This is a genomic window from Corynebacterium sp. sy039 (genome assembly GCF_007904105.1).
Taxonomy (GTDB): Bacteria; Actinomycetota; Actinomycetes; order Mycobacteriales; family Mycobacteriaceae; genus Corynebacterium.
The window spans coordinates 862624-882187 of the sequence record NZ_CP042325.1 but is presented as its reverse complement, the minus strand read 5'-3'; the positions used below and the strand labels follow the sequence as shown (position 1 = coordinate 882187).

Here is a 19564-nt window from a genome sequence, read left to right as displayed (position 1 = left end):
TGTATCACAGTTCGCACCACCCCAAAAACCATGAATATTATCAGCGCCACCCTGATACTGATCAGCACTGTCGTCTCGACTAGCTAATACTGAGGGGGGGGGGCTAGAAAACCCGCACCAAGCATACTTGCGGCAGCAACCGCCGCAGCACGCTTAGCAAAACGTTGTAAAAACATATTTCCTCTTATTTTCTTCCTAGGAAAAAGAACAAAAATACTTTCCAAGCCATCCTCAGCCACACAAAGCTGAGAAAAACCTAAAAGCGTTTCCCATCATAACCCAAGCAACACAGAAAGTCCTAGCACCAATGGTGCTAGGACTCTTAAAAAACTTAAGAAACAAAAATTACGCTACGCGCAAGTGACCACCCGTAGTAACTTTAGGACGGTCTTTCTTCGCAACGCTCTTCGCCTGCTTAGCGACGTTATCCTTTACACTTTCAGAGATAACAGTCTTAGACTCAGGCTTAGATTCTGGCTTAGACTCAGCAGGTTTTTCTTCCTTATCCTCAGGTTCTACCACTGTGGTAACAACCTCACCCTGCTCTGTGTCTGTGTCAGGGAAAGTTGGTGGAACAACAGGCTTAACTGGTTCCTCACGTTCCTCAGGACACTCACCAGACTTCACAGGTTTCTCCTGTTCAGGTTCCTGTGGTTCTTCAGAAGGAGTTGGCTCCTGGGTTTCCTCACTTGGAGTTGGCTCCTCAGACTCCTGTGGTTCCTCGCTAGAGGTTGGTTCCTCTGTTTCCTTGGAAGGCTTAGCAGGCTCAACCTCCTCTTCGTCAGAAGGAGTAGGTTCCTGGGTTTCCTCACTTGGTGTTGGTTCCTCAGACTCTACAGGCTCCTCACTAGGAGGCACCTCAGACTCCTCATCAGGACAAAGAGTAATATGCTGGAAGCCCTGATCACAGTTATCCTCACCACCATCGAGTGAACCATAGTAACCTACCCTAGGATTCATGTGAAGATTAAACGTATTTACATACGCACCATACTTATTCGGAGCAGCAGCCTCAATATCCGTGCTAATCGTGTCAAAACGACCAGTATCACGAGTGACAGCACAAGTTCCTACACCTGTTAAACCATGTCGCGTACCCTGATCAGCATACAAAGCAGCGATACGCTCATTCTCTAGGGCGATTTCTTTATTACGCTGAACAATCTCTGCCTTACGTGCTGAAGACGCAGACTCATCCTCCGCAATCAACGGAATAGACACAGGAGGCAACTCAGCAGAACGACCCCAATAATAGTCTTTCAAGTATTGACAGCCTTCCTCAGCGCTACCAGGCCCACGCCCCTCAGAAGAACACTTCCATAGTGTATTCTCAGCACGAATCGGCACATACGTATCCTCACCAACAGCTTCCACAGTGCCGGTCACCTCAAAAGTGTAAACACCCAACGCATACAAGCCGATTTGATAGAAATCCCAATCAGGCTGATCAGCAAAAGAAGAGCGCTGGACACCATACTGCTTACCCTCGTGATTGCTCAGATCCTCAGAATAGCCATCATACTTCAACAAAGAACCAAAAGGATTCTTCACAAACGACGACACATGATATGTCTCGTTATCCTTTAGTTCCTCTACTGAATTAACAATGGGAACCTGATAATCCACCATCTTCGCAGGAACAAAACTCCAACTCCTATTATCAGAGGAGTAGTATTTTTGCGCCGGCATATGCGTCAACCTAATCGACACATCTTTCACCGTAGATGGGATCATAATCTGAGCACCACGAGAGGTTTGGAGGTGATCATCAGACATCACCAACGGCGATAATTGCACCTGCCACGTGACCTGTGTTTCATCCCCCACCTGTTTTACACAGGTAGAACCTGTATCACAGTTCGCACCACCCCACGAACCACGAACGTTATCAGCAGTACCGGCTAATACTGAGGGGGGGGGGCTAGAAAACCCGCACCAAGCATACTTACGGCAACAACCGCCGCAGCACGCTTAGCAAAACGATTCAACAACATTATTTCTCTCCTAGGAAAAAGAACAAAAACACTTTCCAAGCCATCCTCAACCACACAAAGCTGAGAAAAACCTAAAAGCATTTCTCATCATAACCACAGAACCTTGAATGTGCTAGCTTGACGTCGCAAAGCTCCTGCTTTTTCTTTTGTCTCGTCTACAGACTCGATTAGTATGAAACTATGAGCAGCTCCCCTACGGATCACACAGACAAGGCACTTCCTAATCAGAAAGCAGTTTTTGCACCTGACCGCACACATTTGTTAAGCGCAGGTCTGGTCGCTGGCATATTATTTCTCATTAGCGGCGCTAATCCCGCGCTCTTGTCTTGGCTCATTATCTTCCCCATTATTTTTGCAATATGGGTACTTCGTGCTCGCACCGTCGTAAGCGAAACAGGCATCGATACGCGGTATTTATTTTCCTCCAGCAAACACCTCCCCTGGTCAGAGCTCAAAGGTGTTGGATTTCGCGGGGCTAAGGCATTTGCAGAGAGCAACTCCGGACAGAAGATATCCCTACCAGGTATTTCTTTTAACTCACTGCCGGTACTCGAACAAGCCTCACAAGGACGCATTCCCGACGCACTCACCCAAGGACGTATGGCGGCAAATGAAAAAGTAAGAATTGTTCGTCGTGATGGTCACGAGGTATTGGTTTCTCAGGAAGAATATGCTCAGTGGCAAGCACAACAAGCGCAGCAAGAAAAACAAAAGAAAAGCTGATACAACAACAAATACCCCTAAAAATAGGCAATCTTCCTCTGATTACCTCAGCAATTAGCTAGGTAGGCGGCAAGTGCCCTAAGCTACTTACTCACCAGTGCTAGATAGAAAAATAGAGATAACCCATGATTCCTTTACGCTCTCGTGTCACCACAGTTGGTCGTAACGCATCGGGTGCCCGCGCGCTATGGCGTGCAACTGGCACCAAAGAAAATGAGTTCGGCAAACCCATCGTCGCCATTGTTAATTCTTATACCCAGTTCGTACCTGGTCATGTTCACCTAAAAAATGTGGGTGACATCGTGGCAGAAGCAGTACGCGCCGCAGGTGGCGTCCCTAAAGAATTCAATACCATTGCTGTCGACGACGGCATCGCAATGGGGCACTCCGGAATGCTCTATTCCTTACCAAGCCGTGAAATTATCGCAGATTCAGTAGAGTACATGGTCAATGCTCATACTGCCGACGCTATGGTCTGCATTTCCAACTGCGATAAAATCACCCCTGGTATGCTCAACGCCGCAATGCGCTTGAATATCCCAGCAATCTTCGTCTCAGGCGGCCCGATGGAGGCAGGAAAAGTCGTCGCTGTTGATGGCGTGGCGCATGCTGCCACCGATCTCATCACCGCCATCACTGCATCAGCAAATGACAATATCTCCGATGAAGACCTCCTCAAAGTAGAGCAATCCGCCTGCCCTACCTGCGGTTCTTGCTCTGGAATGTTCACTGCTAATTCCATGAACTGCCTCACCGAAGCACTCGGTCTATCCTTGCCAGGCAATGGCACCACCCTTGCCACGCACACTGCTCGGCGAGAACTTTTTGAGCAAGCAGGTGCCATGATCGTGGATATGTGCCAGCGCTACTATGGCGAAGAAGACGAGTCAGTCCTACCACGCAATATCGCAACCAAAAAAGCATTCCGCAATGCTATGGCGCTAGATATGGCAATGGGCGGCTCAACCAACACTGTGCTACATACTCTTGCAGCAGCTCAAGAGGGAGACATAGATTTTACGCTCAGCGATATTTGACGAGCTTTCCCACTCCATCCCATGTATCTCCAAAGTCGCCCCCAACGGCACGTATCATATTGAAGATGTACACCGTGCAGGTGGTATTCCAGCAATTCTTGGCGAGCTACGTCGCGCAGGAAAATTAGATGAAGATGTCCACACCGTTGCCTACGACACCGTCGACGGCTGGCTCAACGACTGGGATATTCGCGGTGGTAAGGCCATCGACAAAGCCATCGAACTATTCCATGCCGCACCAGGTGGTGTACGCACTACCCAACCATTCTCACAATCAACACGCTGGGATAGTCTCGACACAGACCAAGAAAACGGCTGCATCCACAACATTGATCATGCCTACTCAGCAGATGGCGGTCTAGTGATTCTTCGCGGCAATTTAGCCCCCGACGGAGCGGTACTCAAAACCGCTGGGGTCGACGAAGAACTATGGGAATTCACAGGTCCTGCCCGCGTCGTCGATAGCCAAGAAGAAGCAGTATCTATCATTTTGCAACGCAAAGTTCAGCCAGGTGAAGTCGTAGTCATCCGCTATGAAGGACCATCAGGTGGACCAGGTATGCAAGAAATGCTCCACCCTACCTCGTTCCTTAAAGGAGCAGGACTCGGTAAAGTCTGTGCACTCATCACCGACGGACGTTTCTCTGGCGGTACTTCTGGATTATCGATCGGTCATATTTCGCCAGAAGCCGCGCATGGTGGACTTATTGGCTTAATTGAGGATGGGGATGAAATCTCCATCTCAGTAGCGCAGCGCACACTAACCCTCAACGTTGATAAAGACATAATCGAGCAGCGACATCAAGAAATGCTTTCGCGGCCCAAGCCGTGGACACCTCTTACTCGCAATCGCCAAGTTTCTAAGGCACTGCGTGCTTACGCGTCTATGGCTACCTCTGCGGATAAAGGTGCTGTACGCCAGGTAGATTAGCACTGATAACACAAAAACAGGTCTTGTTCTCTTAGGATGACAAGACCTGTTTTGTTATTAGCACTGTGGACTAGAAACCAACGCCAGCGCCAAACCACCATAAAGCGACAGCACCAGCAATACCTAATACAGCAAATAGCCATGAGCTCACTAATGGACGCTTTGCCCAGCTACGGCTTACGTCGAGAGAAATTCGTCCAGGACCGGTGAATTGCAGACTAATCGTAAGAAGGAAGATAATGCCGGCAAGCCACACACTGTCGGAAATATCAAATACTCCAGGAATTCCCTCAAAATACACGGTGTGCAAAAGCATAAAACCTGTTGCAACAATCGCCACAGCGGATGCAACTGGGGAAAGCAATCCAAAAAATAAGAATACTCCTGCCGCAAATTCTGCTGCAGGAACAGCTACTGCAAGTAAATCAGCATACGTATAGGCAGAGAAATCAGCTTCCAACTGGTTTATTCCGCCCTCAGAACCCAAGTTAAAAAATACTTGAGTTGATTGTGCGATTAGATAAATAGCAGTAATAAGACGCAACACCAATAAACCAAAGTCAATGGTACCGCGCTTATCCTCAACAACTGTTACTGGTTGAGGTGCAGCAGCGAAAGCGCTCTCAGGGGTCATTTCTGCCTGCGCTTCCGGCATATCAAAAGAGGTAGTTGATGGTGCAACCACCTGTGGCGCAGCAGGTGACGGTGCTACAGGAGCAAAGTCCTCATCTGCATATTGTGAGGTCGGTGCATCAGAAGCCAATGGCGCATTCCGGCCAGCACTCTGTGGTCGATCTAAAACTGCAGTGTGTTCTGGTTGCACTGGCGCAGTTGTCTCTTGAGGGAACTGCACGCTAGATTGCGTTTGCGCATTCATTACTTCTGTGGCAGGCGCACTTTCTCGAGTTTCCTGCTCAACTGGTTTCCGAGCATTGTGCGGCGTAATCATCTGCGGAGCCGCTCTACCTGCTCGGTTATAAATATTCCGCGCACTAGCAGCAGAAACTGAATCATGCACTGAATTATGTTCCGCGCCATCACTCGCATTGTCAGAAAGGGGCTGTGCGTGTGAAGAAGGCGAGACTACCGCCTGCTCTTGTTTTGCTGGTTGAGGGGTGTAGGTAGGGATATCGTCAAAGTCACTAGCACGATCTGGTGTTTTATTATCGCTCATACTGACCAGAGTAGGTTAGTTTTTTACCAGGATGGCTTTAATCCTCGGCGCGCCTTATCTTTTCTGCACTTTTTGCTCGCTTTCGACGCTCACCCACAGCTAGCTTTGCCACAACCCATCTATGAGCTACAGCGCCCAAGAACTTTTTTCAGTGCCCTGTGCTCTTGTTCACTGACGCTGAGCTGATATTTGTTTTTTATCGCGACAATATCGCGTGCGAATTGGCAATGGAAATCTTTATTGCTCGGAAGCCACTTATCGATAGTCTTTGCTTTCTTTTCTTCATTTTCTTGTTGTGCGGTTGCCAGTAAATTGGCTGGGTCGTTAGCGAAAGTTCTACGCTGTTGCTCATTCCACATATATGCTCCGGAATACCAGGCATCTGCTAGGGCAACTATGTGATCTATTTGTACGCGTTCACTTGTCCCCTGACCTCTAGTAAAAGTAATTTCCTTAGCGGAATAGGGATCATGCAATTTTCCACTCAATACGACGCAATCGTGTGTTCTGGGTTTGAGTACCACATTTGTCAAGTCTCTATGCAAAATATCGTTACGAGTATCGCATCCATTATGCCCAAACTCTACTGGTACATCATCACTCCATCGTTGCCCGAAGAATGCGCGGTCATATTGCGGTATTTCCTCAGGAGCAGTCCTGATATATAGTTGCTCCAGCCCCACACCGTCCTGGTGATTAAGTTCGCTCATTGAAGTGGTATCTAGTTTTTCTTGTCCAGGTTTCCAGCTAAAAGCACAAACACCAAGGATGATTCCCACTACGCATAGAAAAGCCACTCGACGCATATCCGTTACCTTTCATGCTGCTAGCCTCTAGAAACAATGACTCGGATAAAGCTATCAGTCCCGTGCGACACGAAACCAAAATATAGCACATATGTTCTAATCATTGAGGTGGTGCAATTGTTGCGCCGCAGTCATCACTGCGTCACTCAGCCTTTCTAAGGATGGTGATTCCAAGCGCCATCGTTGCCAATAAAGCGGCACAGTCATTACCTGATCATCCAGTCGCACCACCTGACCAGACTCGATCAACTCCAAGGCCTGTTGCTCTGGCAACAATGCCCAGCCCAACCCGACACGAGCCGCCTCCATAAAAGCCTCAGCAGAAGGGATTTGGGATATTTGCTCAGGTTGCAAAGTTTTCCCCACTCGCTTCCTAAAGTCTTCATCTTGCAAACTATCCCTAGAGCCAAAGCGTAAGGTTGGCATGTGCATCCAATCCACAACACCGTCGTGAGTATAACGATCCAATAGCCAAGGGTTTGCCACAGAGTAATAGCGCATAACCCCCAAAGGCATTACTTCGCATCCCGCTACCGGTTGACTTTCTCTCGTCACTGCCCCAAGTACATCTCCTTTGCGTAACAACGATAAGGAATGTGCTTCATCCTCAATACGCAAATGCAGATTAACCTGCCCCCATGAGGCTAATTGTGCCAGCACGCTGCGAAACCACGTACTTAGCGAGTCTGCGTTCACTACGACAGAAAGGGGAATTTTACTGATATGTCCTCGCAATTCAGCATTTGTTTCCGCCTCCAGCAAAGCCATTCTCCGCGCAGATTGCACGAGCACTTCACCTGCCTGGGTAGCGCTAACAGGCGTGGTTCTGCGCAGGATAATTCTTCCAGCAGCTTTTTCTAACGCCTTGATTCTTTGGCTGACTGCCGAGGGCGAAATTCCCAACTTATAAGCAGCAAGCTCAAAAGACCCTTCGTCGATAATTGCCAGGAGTGTACGCAAGTGCAATGGGTTCATGAAGCTATTCTAAACCATGTTAAATATATTTCATTTTACTTCATGCCCTATTCAATGCAGACTATGAACCATGAGCATCGCACTATCAGGTTTCCTCCTCGGCCTTTCCCTCATCGTTGCTATTGGTCCACAAAACGCTCTGATCATTAAGCAAGGTATTAAACGTGAAGGCGTAGTTGCCATCCTTATCGTCTGTATGCTGAGCGACGTGCTACTTATTTTCAGTGGTACCGCAGGTGTCGGTGTTCTGATTAACAAAGCTCCTGTGATGATGACTGTCCTTAAATGGCTCGGAGCGTGTTATCTTGCTTGGTTTAGCTATAGTTGCTTCCGCGATGCATGGAAAAATGACCAAGCACTCACTATTTCTAGTTCCGCTGAGGACAACGCAGATTACACAAATACCAAAACCGAGGATTACGCTGCAATCCCCGCAGGCTCAGGCAATGTTGCTACTAAGACCCGTCCTCAGCGCACACAGCAAAAAACATGGGTCAAACCTGTGCTCGCAGCCCTGGCTTTTACCTATCTCAATCCTGTTGCGTATGTCGATACCTTGGTCATGCTCGGTGGTATCGCCAATCAACATGGTCCTGAAGGACGCTGGATCTTTGCGACTGGCGCATTAGTGGCAAGTCTCATGTGGTTCCCATTACTCGGATTTGGCGCTATCAAATTCTCCTCTGTTCTTGCCAAACCTACAGCATGGAAAATAATCAACTTCGCAATCGGCTGCATCATGTTGTCCATGTGCATACGCCTTATTCTGCACTAATGCCACGCGCTATCATGCCTTAGGCTTCGACTCAGTTGGTGGTGGAAATTGCTCTGGATCGAATTCGTCGAGAGTAAAATCCACCTCATCATTATCGTCCAAGTTCTGCGACACCTCGGTTAGAGCAGCGTCGTAAAGCTGTTCTAGCTCAGCATTCTCCAAATTTGAGTCATCAAGTATCTCACCTAATTCCGCATTATTTTCTTTGGTATAGCGCTTATCCGGGTGCAAGCGTAAATGCAATAAAGCACGCAAACGCTCTCGACGTTGTGCCTCATCGTTAATACTGCTCATTGCTTTAAGCCAAGCAATGACCAGAACAACCACAGTGGCAATTCCCATATAACCCAAAATCGGATACACATACTGCATCAGGGTCTTAAAGCCAACGAAACTAATGGCATAGCCCACCAAGCAGCCAAGGATAAAGATAAGGCGATAATTCTGTGGTCGTCGTGCAGATAGACGCTTACCTAATGCATAAAACATACCGATGGCAGTATTAAAAATCATCAGGTACACGATAATAGCCATGATGATGCCTAGGATAGGATGCACAGAATCAACAATGGCCAGCATTGGCATATCGCTATCGGAAATAGCAGTGATATTGACCAACAAAGAGAAAAAGGCAATTGCCATCATCACCGAATACATGGCGCCACCGATGAGACCACCTATACCGGCTTCACGCGGATTCAAGTTGTCTCCACCAATAACAAGGCTCATTGATACTGCAAGAATAAGCGCCAATCCAGAATAATTCAGCGCCGAGATCCACCAATTAGGCAACGGAGACGCCACCTGCTCAGCCGCATGAGTGACCTCAGAAAAACTATCTGGTAAATGCATAAGGGAATATGCACCCACAAATAGCACTGCTACCACTATCAATGGTGTGAGCATACCAATGACGGCACTGACTTTATCCACATCGAACATCCCAACCACCATGACCAAGATGAGCATGATGAGAGAACCAATCCACGGTGCAAGCCCAAATTGCTGGTTAAGATTAGAGCCTGCGCCAGCAAGCATGACAAAGCCAATACAAAAGAGCGTGAAGATTACTGCGTAATCCAGAATTTTTGCCACCACAGGATGTGCAACGCTAGAAAACACAGCATTGTGTTCATTAGCTTGAAAATAACTTCCTAACTGGAGAAACACAGTACCAGCTAACGTCATAATAAAACTTGCCAGCAGCACACCCCATATGCCACCTACTCCAAAGGAAACAAAGTATTGAATTGTCTCTTGTCCGGATGCAAAACCAGCCCCCACAAGCAAACCGACAAAAGACAGAGATATCGCAAAGGATCGAGAAATAGACAAAACCAAACCTAATCTTTTATTTTCTGCAGCAATGCCACACGCACTGTCACGCTGTCACACTGATGCCAAACTAACAGTGTGACACTCTACCCCACTGCGATCCTCGATCCCTAAAGATAAGCCCTAATGTAACCACATTGTAATACTGGCCGAGATAGTGCCACGAAAAGCAATAAAAGCACTGCAGTAGAACTATATACGCTCTATTGCAGTGCTTTTTAGTACCGGCTTAGCCTAGTTTTTGTGCAATGAGCTTATTCACCTGGGCTGGATCTGCTTTACCACGTGTAGCTTTCATCACTGCGCCGACAATAGCGCCAGTAACTTTCTTATTGCCAGCACGGTACTTTTCCACAATATCTGGATTAGCTGCTAAAGCCTCATCTACTGCCTGCTCAATCGCAGAATCATCACGCACCACTTCTAGACCACGAGCAGCCACGACCTCAGCAACATCACCTTCACCAGCAAGAACACCATCAATAGCTTGACGAGCTAATTTATTTGTTAGTTTTCCTTCTTTCACCAAAGAAACAACAGTTGCCACTTGCGCTGGGGTGATCTTTAGCTCCGCAAGCTCAACCTCGTTTTCATTAGCCTTTTGCGCCAAATACGCCACCCACCAAGAACGTGCTTCTGCCGGTGCAGCACCGTGTTCCACAGTTTCGATGATGAGCTCTAATGCGCCTGCATTAACAAGATCACGCATTTCTTCATCTTTAAGACCCCACTCAGCTTGAATACGTGCCCGCCGCACCCACGGTAGCTCTGGCAAAGAAGCACGAATCTCCTCCACCCACTGTTCAGGAGCAAGCACTGGTGGCAAATCTGGATCATTAAAATAACGATAATCCTCAGCAGTCTCTTTAGGACGACCTTTAGAAGTAGAACCATCTGATTCTTGATAATGGCGTGTTTCTTGCTCAATAACACCACCGTCTTGCAACACCTGTGCTTGGCGCTGCATCTCATAACGAACAGCCTGCTCAACAGACTTTAAGGAGTTGATATTCTTTGTCTCAGTACGAGTACCAAATTCTTGTTGACCAATAGGACGCAATGACACGTTAGAATCCACACGCATCGACCCCTGATCCATACGAGCATCAGAAACTCCCAATGCTTTTACAAGATCACGCAAAGCAGAAACATAGGCGCGAGCCACCTCTGGGGCGCGTTCGCCTGCACCGACAATAGGTTTTGTAACGATCTCAATAAGTGGAATACCAGCACGATTGCAATCAACTAATGATGCAGTAGCGCCATGAATACGACCATCAGCCCCACCCAAATGGGTCAGCTTACCTGTGTCTTCTTCCATATGCGCGCGTTCGATTTCCACCCGCCACGGGGTACCATCATCTAACACCACATCGAGGTAGCCGTCGTAAGCAATAGGCTCATCATACTGGGAGATCTGATAATTTTTGGGCTGATCAGGATAGAAATAGTTTTTCCTCGCAAAACGCGAAGATGGTGCAATAGAGCAATTAAGCGCAAGACCAATTTTGATTGCCCACTCCACACCTTTCGCATTTACGACAGGTAATGCACCAGGAAGTCCTAGAGAAACTGGATCGACGTTACTATTAGGCTCCGCACCAAAATGTGCCGAAGGCGCTGAAAACATTTTTGTCTCAGTAGCCAACTCAACGTGCACTTCCAAGCCCATCACGGGTTCATAGTGCTCTAAAACCTCATCGAAATCCATTACGTCATATAGTGCGCTTGTCATTCTGCCTATACTACTATGCTTTCCTTGTTCTGCACACGACGATCACGCCAACGCCACAAAGCAGCAAGCATCGCACCAGAAAGGTTATGCCATACAGAAAAGACTGCAGCAGGTAGCGCAGATAATGGCTCAAAATACTGCGTTGCCAAACTAGCTGCTAAGCCGGAGTTCTGCATTCCCACCTCTACCGACAACGTACGAGCAACAACAGGTGATTGTCGGGTAATTCTGCCAGCAACATAGCCCAGAAGATAACCAATCAGATTGTGCGCAACAACAGCAATGAACACGATAAGCCCTGCGGAAAGAATTTTTTCTTTGCTATTGCCCACGACGATTGCCACAATCATGGAAATAGCTAATACTGAAATCCACGGCAAAACCACTGTAATTTTTTCTACTAACTTGGGCAGAATAAGCCGCACTACCAAACCCAAAAGAACAGGTAATAGCACTGCTTTGACAATAGAAATTGCCATTGCGTCGGCAGCGACTGCCAAATAAGAACCAGCGAGCCACAAAGTTAGCATAGGTGTCAAAATCGGTGAGAGTAGCGTCGAAATGCTTGTAATTGTCACTGAAAGAGCTACATCACCACGGCAAAGATAACTCACTACATTGGAGCTTGTTCCACCTGGTGAACACCCCACAAGCACAACGCCAACGGCGATTGCGCTTGGCAAATGCAACAGCCACACAATAAGTACAGCTGTCAGTGGCATGATGAGGTACTGCGCCACCACGCCAATGAGCACTGGGATTGGTCGACGAGCGACGAGTACAAAATCTACCGGGCGCAGTGTCAGCCCCATTCCGAACATGACGATGCCCAGCAGCGGAGAAACCCAGCTAGAAAAAGACGCCATCGACTCTGCGCCTGCTAAACCGATAAAACCGCCAATGATAACCAAGATAGGAAAACCGAGTGCTGCCACAAAGGCTGCTTTATCTTTAGCTACGTCTTCTTTCGATATATCTGGAGTATCAATTTTTTCAGCCATATTTCACCCAACTATCTCTTATAGTGAGACAAATAATTTCATTGTATGAAATGATGGCATAGGACTAGCCAATACGCAAAAACCATCAACCAAACCATCAACCAAAAAGTGCACGCGCTGTGCGATAACGCCCCTCAGGAACCACCTTGAGCGTACCAACGGCATCTTCAAGATCAATAAGCTCAATATGCTCCCCATGAAGGGCAACCATCTTCCCAAAATCACCGTTATGACACGCACGAGCAGCATGCACACCATAACGCGTAGCAAGCACCCGATCATAAGCTGTTGGGGTACCACCACGTTGAATATGGCCTAATACAGAGGTACGAACATCATGGCCGAGACGACGTTTGATTTCCTCACCAATAACTTGCCCAATACCGTTAAAGGTCTGATGTCCAAATTGATCCACATCGCCAGCAGAAAAATCCATAGTGCCTTCTTTTGGCAATGCCCCCTCAGCTACGACGATAATGCCATACTTCTCCCCCATTTGGAATCGACGCTGCATCTTCTTACAAATCTCAGCAATATCAAAAGGCTGCTCAGGAATAACAATATAATGAGCACCTCCTGCCATCCCAGCATGGAGCGCAATCCAACCCACATGACGCCCCATGACCTCAACAATCATGACACGATTATGTGACTCTGCAGTAGTGTGCAAACGATCAATAGCATCAGTAGCAACGCTGACAGCAGTATCAAAACCAAAAGTATAGTCAGTACCATTGACATCGTTATCGATAGTCTTTGGCACCCCAACCACCGGAATACCATTGTCCGAAAGCCATTGAGCACCTTTGAGCGTTCCCTCTCCACCGATGGGAATCAACGCATCTATCTCAGCATCTGCCAAATTAGCCTTAATTTGCTCCAACCCAGCCTTGAACGTATCCGGATGCACACGACCGGTACCAAGAATAGTTCCACCACGCAAGAGAATACGATCAATATGTTCGTCATCATAGAGTTGCACTCGCTTATCTTCCATAAGCCCAACCCAACCATCCTGATAACCAACCACAGTAGAACCATACTCAGAGCACGTACGTACAATTCCACGGATTACAGCATTAAGGCCAGGACAATCGCCACCTGAGGTTAAAGTTGCCAGTCGCATAGACATCAAGTGTAATCTTTTAGATCATTTTATGCTTGACAGCACAACAAAGGACATAAGTAGTATGCACTTTTTATGCTTTCACACTAGATATTGCCCTACACAACAGACTACGATCACTACTTATGAGTTCCACTTTGTTTGCGATGAAAAAACCTCAAGATGTCAATACCGCACTAGTCACCAGTCTCGGGCTTATTGGGGGCTGGGTAAGCGCTAAAGAAACAGGAATCCGCCCACTAGGTGGTGCAATTCTCCTCGGCGCAGGTGGCTGGGCAGCACGGAGTTGGTTAAAGAAAACAAACCCTGCTACTACTGCTGCGTTACTTGGCATTTATACTGCTGGCTTTGGACTTTCACATCCTTTGGCTAAAAAGATCGGACCGTGGCCATCAGTACTGAGCGTTACAGCACTCAGTGCTGGTGCTGCCCATTTCCTTTCTGATGCTCGCTAGTAGCTCTCTTGTTCTTAACTCTATTTCTCACACTTCCTATCGCACATGAATACTATGGATAAGTCCCCTATCGGGTTGCCCAAAAACTCTAAGAAAAAACCACGGGTCGCGCAAGAAGCCACGATCACAGCAAAAACCTCCATCAGCGAACATATGATTCGGCTGAGCTTTCATGCTAAAGCACTTATTGGAAAAGAGTTTCCGTTTAGTGATCACTACGTCAAGTTACTGTTTATCCCACAAGGAGCGCCCTATAGTATTCCATTCAATCTTGCTGATATTCAGCAAAACTATCCCCCGGAGCAACAGCCCATTAAGCGCACCTATACGTTACGCAATATCGACCCTGGAACAGGAAATTTTGATATTGATTTTGTTTCGCATGGCGATATCGGTCTTGCCGGACCATGGGCTGCGCGTGCCCAAGTTGGCGAGAAAATAATGTTTCTTGGTCCAGGTGGAAAATGGAAACCAGAGGAAAAATATCCTCATTTCATTTTCGCTGGCGACGAAGCCGCCGCCCCTGCCATTATTGAATCCCTCCAAGCACTGCCACAATCAAGCACTGCTGAGGTATTTCTGGAGATCGCACATGATAATGCGCATATCCCAGTGCCTGAAAACCACAACATAACATACCATTGGGTGCCTCGACAGGGCGCAGTACATGGCACTCAGCTCATGCAAGCAGTACGCCATGCAGATTATGATTGGTCAGTATCTACCTCCTGGTTTGTGCATGGAGTGGCAGAGATGATTAAAGATATTCGCCGCTTTCTCTTCGTAGAGCATAATGTTTCCCCAGCTGATGTTTCCATTTCAGGATATTGGCGCTTAGGCATGACGGAAGACCAATGGCAAGCGTCGAAAGGCGAGTTCAATCGCAGTATTGAGGCTGAGGAAAACGCACTCAAGAAATAGACAAAACTGCTGCATAGCGTAGGTAACACCATGCAGCAGTTTCCACTAGCTACGAGGGTAATTATTATCCGAATGTGCTGGTATCAATGACAAAACGGAACTTTACATCTCCAGCAACAACACGGTCATAGGCTGCGTCGACCTCATCAACAGAAATTTTTTCAATTTTGGCACCAAGTGAGTGCTGTGCACAAAAATCTAGCATCTCTTGAGTTTCCTTAATGCCACCGATATTAGAACCGGTGAGCACTTTCCCACCCATAATGAGTGATCCCATCGATACACCTAATTGCTCAGGCGGTAAACCAACGACGGACATAACGCCATGCGGCTTGAGAAGTTTGAGATATGCATCAAGATCATACGAAGCAGAAATGGTGGACAGGATAAAGTCAAACTCACCACGGTGATTACGGAAAAAATCCTCCTCAGTAGTAGCAAGCACCCGAGTAGCACCAAGCTCTTTTGCTTCTTGCTCTTTCTTGAGACTACGAGAAAGCACGGTAACTGTAGCACCTTTAGCAGCAGCAATCTGCACACCCATGTGACCCAAACCGCCTAGACCAACAACCGCTACGTTATCGCCTTCTTTAATATCCCAACGCGCCAATGGCGAATATGTAGTGATACCCGCACACAAAAGTGGAGCTGCAATATCGAAGTCGAGTTCATCCGGAATACGGCACACAAAACGCTCATTTACCACTACTTTTTGTGCATAACCGCCTTGAGTAATGCTACCGTCTACATCCGTGGAATTATAGGTACCAACGCCTTGTTGGCAATCTTGTTCATTGCCTAATGCGCATTGCTCACATTCACCACAAGAATTAACGAGACATCCTACTCCTACGCGATCCCCTACTTTATAGCGAGTGACTTCAGAACCGACCGCACTGACGACACCAGCGATTTCATGCCCAACGGTAAGTGGAAAATGCGCTTGACCCCATTCATTACGAATAGTGTGGATATCAGAATGGCAAATTCCTGCTGCCTTAATGTCGATGACAATATCGTCGGGACGCGGATCACGTCGTTGAATTTCTGCAACCTCAAAAGGTGCATCAGGACCGGTCTTTTGCAAAACTTTAGTAGAAATTGGCATAGCTACCAGTATACGCCCATCAGATTAATCATGCGGTTTAAGCTTAGCGACGCACAGACAATGCACTCACTACAGCAAAGCACAATACCACCGCGCCAAGTATCACAGCCTGTGCATAAGCACTACCAGGGCTGTCTTGACCAATGCGCCACTGCAACACTGCACCAATTGCTGCTGAACCCACAACCGACCCAAGTTGCCGTGTGGTGTTATAAATACCCGAACCTATTCCCATCCGTGACATAGGCACATCACGCATAGTAGATGCAGAGTTCGGTGCCCAGATGAAAACATTACCGATGCCGTTACCCACCATAACCGCATAGAAAGCAAAAAGCGGTGCCCCACTAGACATAAGGATACATAGTCCTGCTAATACCACTGCACTCAGGGAGAAACCACAGGCAGCAAGTTTTTCCGGGGAGCGTTTGTCCGATAGCCTACCGACGAAAGGTGCAAAGATTGCAGCGATTACTGCCATAGGTGCCATCACAAAGCCTGCAGATAACGGTGATAACTGATGTACTTGTTGCAAATAAAGCATGATCGGTAACGGAGTGCCACCAATAACAAATCCCATACAAAAGATTCCGACATTACCCATCGCAAAAGAGGGAATATGGAAAAGATCCAAGGGCATGAGTGGTTCCCGATCCGTCGAAATGGAGCGCTGACGCAGTACAAAAAGCACACCAATGGCTAATCCAACACATACTAATGCCCAAATCCACCATGCCCATTGCGCACGCTCACCTTGGAGGAGTGCGAAAACTACAGCAAATACTGAGCACACTGAGAGCACTATGGAAAGCAGGTCAATTTTTCGCTCAATTGTGGCAAAACGCGGTACATAACGTGCCACCATAAAAACAGACAGAAATCCAATGGGGATATTAATGAAGAAAATCCATTGCCAACCCATTGTCTGGGTAATATAACCACCTGCTAATGGACCACTAAAACTAGCTAAGCTGCCCACCATTCCCCATGCGCCTAAGGCTGCGCCGCGTCGATCTCTGGCAAAAACTCGATTGATCACGCTCATTGTTTGCGGTGTTAATAGTGCAGCACCGATTCCTTGCATCGCTCGAGCAATGATCAGCATGAGCATACTAGACGATAAACCACATACGCATGAGCTTATGGTGAAGATGACCATGCCAAGGATATAGATGTTCTTTGGACCGTACCGATCTCCTAGTCTGCCGGTCATAAGAAGTGGAACTGCGAAACTAAGTAAATATGCTGAAGTGACCCAGATGATCTCGTTGTAGTCAGCATCTAATTCTTTTTGTAGCGTTGCAGTAGCAACAGCAACAATAGATTGATCTAACAGGATCATGAAGAACCCAATGCACAGGGCAATCAAGGCATGCCAGGCTTGTTTTTCTGGCAACGGTAATGCTGGTATTTCCCGTTGGGAGCAAGCCTTGTGTCTCATAACCCCTACTTATCTCTGCCCGATGCTCATAATCCTTATGACCACATATACGGCACTGTATCAGTGCTATGGATACAATCAGCACTATCACTTGTGCTTTTATGGCATAAGCGTATATGCGGTCGTTATGCTTATCTCAGCAGTTAACGTATTGCGTAACAGCTCAGATAGTTCAGGCACGTCCTGCCTCAAAGGCAGCACCTACTCGGTATAGGCGATCATCTGCAAAGGCTGGCGCCATAATCTGTAATCCAGTTGGCAACTGTGTATCACTTGCCAGTCCTGACGGCACAGACATACCACACAGGCCTGCAAGATTGAGGGGCAAGGTACACAGATCGAAGTTATACATAGCCAATGGATCGGAGAGCTTCTCCCCCAGCTTGAATGCTGTAGTAGGCGTAGTAGGTGAAATAAGCACATCAGCTTTTTCATAAGCCTTGGCAAAATCCTGTGCAATGAGGGTACGTACTCGCTGTGCCTGCAAATAATAGGCATCATAGTACCCCACAGACAACGCATAAGTACCAAGAATAATGCGTCGCTTCACTTCAGGACCAAAACCTTGCGCTCGACTAAGTGCCATGACTTCATTTGCAGAATGGGTACCATCATCACCTACGCGCAATCCATAGCGCATACCATCGAAACGGGCGAGGTTGGAAGATACTTCACAAGGCAAGATGAGATAATAGGCTGCTAAAGCGTCATCAAAGTGCGGGCAATCTACTTCCACAATTTCTGCGCCTTGTGCCACTAGCTGATCGACGGCTTTTCGGAATTGTTCCAAAACACCTGCTTGATAGCCATCACGATTAAATTGCTTTACGACACCTACGCGTACACCTTTAAGATCGCCATGCGCACCTTGTTTCGCTGCCTCAACCACAGGAGCAACAGGACGGTCAACGCTGGTGGCATCGTATTTATCGTAGCCAGCAATAACCTCGTGCAGCAATGCGGTATCTAGTACAGTGCGAGCAGTTGGTCCACCTTGATCTAACGAAGATGCGCAGGCAACCAAACCATAACGAGACACTGTGCCATAAGTTGGCTTGACACCAACGGTATTGGTTAGCGCTGCTGGCTGACGAATCGAACCGCCAGTATCAGTACCAATTCCCAACGGTGCTTGACCTGATGCTAATGCTGCAGAGGTACCACCACCAGAACCACCAGGAGTGCGCTCGATATCCCAAGGGTTATGGGTTGGGCCATAGGCTGAGTTTTCTGTAGAAGACCCCATAGCAAATTCATCCATATTGGTTTTTCCTAGAATCGGAATACCAGCTTGGCGAATTTTTTGGGTCACTGTTGCATCATAAGGCGACATATAGCCATCGAGCATTTTAGAGGCACAGGTTGTTGGTGCATCAGTAGTGACAAACACATCTTTAAGCGCAAGGGGCACTCCGGCCAGAGGGGATGCTGGCGCCTGACCTGCGTCGAGAGCTTCGTCGACGGCTTTAGCAGCAGCAAGAGCTTCTTGCGCACCAACGTGCAAGAATGCTGCGATCTCGGAATCAACGTGTTCGATTCGATCAAGATGTGCCTGTGTTACTTCTTGTGAACTGACTTCACGGCTATGAATCTTTTCTGCGAGCTCGGCAGCGCTAAGGCTGACAAGACCAGAATCTGGTACAAGATAGTTGGTCATTTAGCTTCCCTCTCCAAGAATCTGAGGAACCTGGAATCGTTGTTGCTCTACAGCTGGAGCCTGGTCGAGTGCCTGCTGTGGCGTAAGAATCTGCTCAACGACATCTTCACGCATGGTGGTTGCAATGGAATGTGGGTGACTCATTGGCTCTACACCTTGAGTATCTACTTGTTGAACTGCGCTTACATTTCCCACAATTCCATCAATTTGCTGCGCAAAACGGTCAAGTTCTTCCTCGCTCAGCGCTAAGCGGGCTAAATGAGCTAAATGGGCGACCTCGTCGCGCGAAATCTCAGGCACGTAATGATCCTTTACATTTTCGTCTTTATAGTTATCCTCAGCACCACAGTATAATGCTATTTCTATATCA

General features: G+C 47.5%; 16 protein-coding genes and 1 pseudogene. 5 read left to right on the top strand and 12 right to left on the bottom strand.

Annotation, left to right across the window (positions count from 1 at the left end):
* Positions 1-345: 345 nt before the first annotated feature.
* Positions 346-1827 (bottom strand): hypothetical protein, encoded by a 1482-nt coding sequence (locus tag FQV43_RS04000; RefSeq protein WP_146339004.1) that lies wholly within the window; start codon positions 1825-1827, stop codon positions 346-348.
* Positions 1828-2174: 347 nt separating this feature from the next.
* On the opposite strand from FQV43_RS04000, the gene FQV43_RS03995 reads away from it, so the two are divergent.
* Both FQV43_RS03995 and ilvD read left to right on the top strand, forming a co-directional pair.
* Positions 2175-2717 (top strand): PH domain-containing protein, encoded by a 543-nt coding sequence (locus tag FQV43_RS03995; protein WP_146339002.1) that lies wholly within the window; start codon positions 2175-2177, stop codon positions 2715-2717.
* A gap of 125 nt (positions 2718-2842) precedes the next feature.
* Positions 2843-4685: pseudogene (ilvD, locus tag FQV43_RS03990) on the top strand (dihydroxy-acid dehydratase).
* A gap of 70 nt (positions 4686-4755) precedes the next feature.
* Here ilvD and FQV43_RS03985 read toward each other — a convergent pair.
* The 3 genes from FQV43_RS03985 to FQV43_RS03975 form a co-directional block, all read right to left on the bottom strand.
* On the bottom strand, positions 4756-5859 hold the full coding sequence (locus FQV43_RS03985; protein ID WP_146339000.1) for a DoxX family protein: 1104 nt from the start codon (positions 5857-5859) through the stop codon (positions 4756-4758).
* Positions 5860-5978: 119 nt separating this feature from the next.
* Positions 5979-6665, bottom strand: a complete 687-nt coding sequence (locus FQV43_RS03980; protein ID WP_146338998.1) for an HNH endonuclease family protein — start codon at positions 6663-6665, stop codon at positions 5979-5981.
* Positions 6666-6761: 96 nt separating this feature from the next.
* Entirely contained in the window at positions 6762-7640 is an 879-nt protein-coding gene (locus FQV43_RS03975) for a LysR family transcriptional regulator ArgP (RefSeq protein ID WP_144274659.1), read from the bottom strand.
* A gap of 70 nt (positions 7641-7710) precedes the next feature.
* Between FQV43_RS03975 and FQV43_RS03970 the strand changes: the two genes are divergently transcribed.
* The gene (locus FQV43_RS03970; protein WP_144274657.1) at positions 7711-8415 is read left to right on the top strand and encodes a LysE/ArgO family amino acid transporter; all 705 of its coding nucleotides are present in this window, start codon (positions 7711-7713) and stop codon (positions 8413-8415) included.
* A gap of 12 nt (positions 8416-8427) precedes the next feature.
* On the opposite strand, the gene FQV43_RS03965 is transcribed toward FQV43_RS03970, so the two are convergent.
* The 4 genes from FQV43_RS03965 to FQV43_RS03950 all read right to left on the bottom strand — a co-directional run bounded on the left by FQV43_RS03965 (position 8428) and on the right by FQV43_RS03950 (position 13612).
* Positions 8428-9750, bottom strand: a complete 1323-nt coding sequence (locus tag FQV43_RS03965) for a hypothetical protein (RefSeq protein ID WP_185967216.1) — start codon at positions 9748-9750, stop codon at positions 8428-8430.
* 229 nt (positions 9751-9979) lie between these two features.
* The gene (gatB, locus tag FQV43_RS03960) at positions 9980-11485 is read right to left on the bottom strand and encodes an Asp-tRNA(Asn)/Glu-tRNA(Gln) amidotransferase subunit GatB (RefSeq protein WP_146338996.1); all 1506 of its coding nucleotides are present in this window, start codon (positions 11483-11485) and stop codon (positions 9980-9982) included.
* Between the two features lie 5 nt (positions 11486-11490).
* Positions 11491-12486, bottom strand: a complete 996-nt coding sequence (locus FQV43_RS03955; protein WP_146338994.1) for a bile acid:sodium symporter family protein — start codon at positions 12484-12486, stop codon at positions 11491-11493.
* A gap of 97 nt (positions 12487-12583) precedes the next feature.
* On the bottom strand, positions 12584-13612 hold the full coding sequence (locus FQV43_RS03950) for a 6-phosphofructokinase (RefSeq protein WP_144274651.1): 1029 nt from the start codon (positions 13610-13612) through the stop codon (positions 12584-12586).
* A 125-nt stretch (positions 13613-13737) separates the two neighbouring features.
* Between FQV43_RS03950 and FQV43_RS03945 the strand changes: the two genes are divergently transcribed.
* Both FQV43_RS03945 and FQV43_RS03940 read left to right on the top strand, forming a co-directional pair.
* Positions 13738-14067 (top strand): hypothetical protein, encoded by a 330-nt coding sequence (locus FQV43_RS03945; RefSeq protein WP_146338992.1) that lies wholly within the window; start codon positions 13738-13740, stop codon positions 14065-14067.
* 54 nt (positions 14068-14121) lie between these two features.
* A complete protein-coding gene (locus tag FQV43_RS03940; RefSeq protein WP_246846963.1) occupies positions 14122-14988 on the top strand; it encodes a siderophore-interacting protein in 867 nt (288 codons plus the stop codon).
* Positions 14989-15052: 64 nt separating this feature from the next.
* Here the strand turns inward: FQV43_RS03940 and FQV43_RS03935 are convergent, their stop codons facing one another.
* From FQV43_RS03935 to gatC, 4 genes are all read right to left on the bottom strand, one after another.
* The gene (locus FQV43_RS03935; protein ID WP_144274645.1) at positions 15053-16096 is read right to left on the bottom strand and encodes an NAD(P)-dependent alcohol dehydrogenase; all 1044 of its coding nucleotides are present in this window, start codon (positions 16094-16096) and stop codon (positions 15053-15055) included.
* Between the two features lie 43 nt (positions 16097-16139).
* The gene (locus FQV43_RS03930) at positions 16140-17537 is read right to left on the bottom strand and encodes an MFS transporter (RefSeq protein ID WP_146338988.1); all 1398 of its coding nucleotides are present in this window, start codon (positions 17535-17537) and stop codon (positions 16140-16142) included.
* 172 nt (positions 17538-17709) lie between these two features.
* A complete protein-coding gene (gene gatA / locus FQV43_RS03925; RefSeq protein WP_144274641.1) occupies positions 17710-19194 on the bottom strand; it encodes an Asp-tRNA(Asn)/Glu-tRNA(Gln) amidotransferase subunit GatA in 1485 nt (494 codons plus the stop codon).
* Positions 19195-19494, bottom strand: a complete 300-nt coding sequence (gatC, locus tag FQV43_RS03920) for an Asp-tRNA(Asn)/Glu-tRNA(Gln) amidotransferase subunit GatC (protein ID WP_144274981.1) — start codon at positions 19492-19494, stop codon at positions 19195-19197.
* Between the last annotated feature and the right edge of the window lie 70 nt (positions 19495-19564).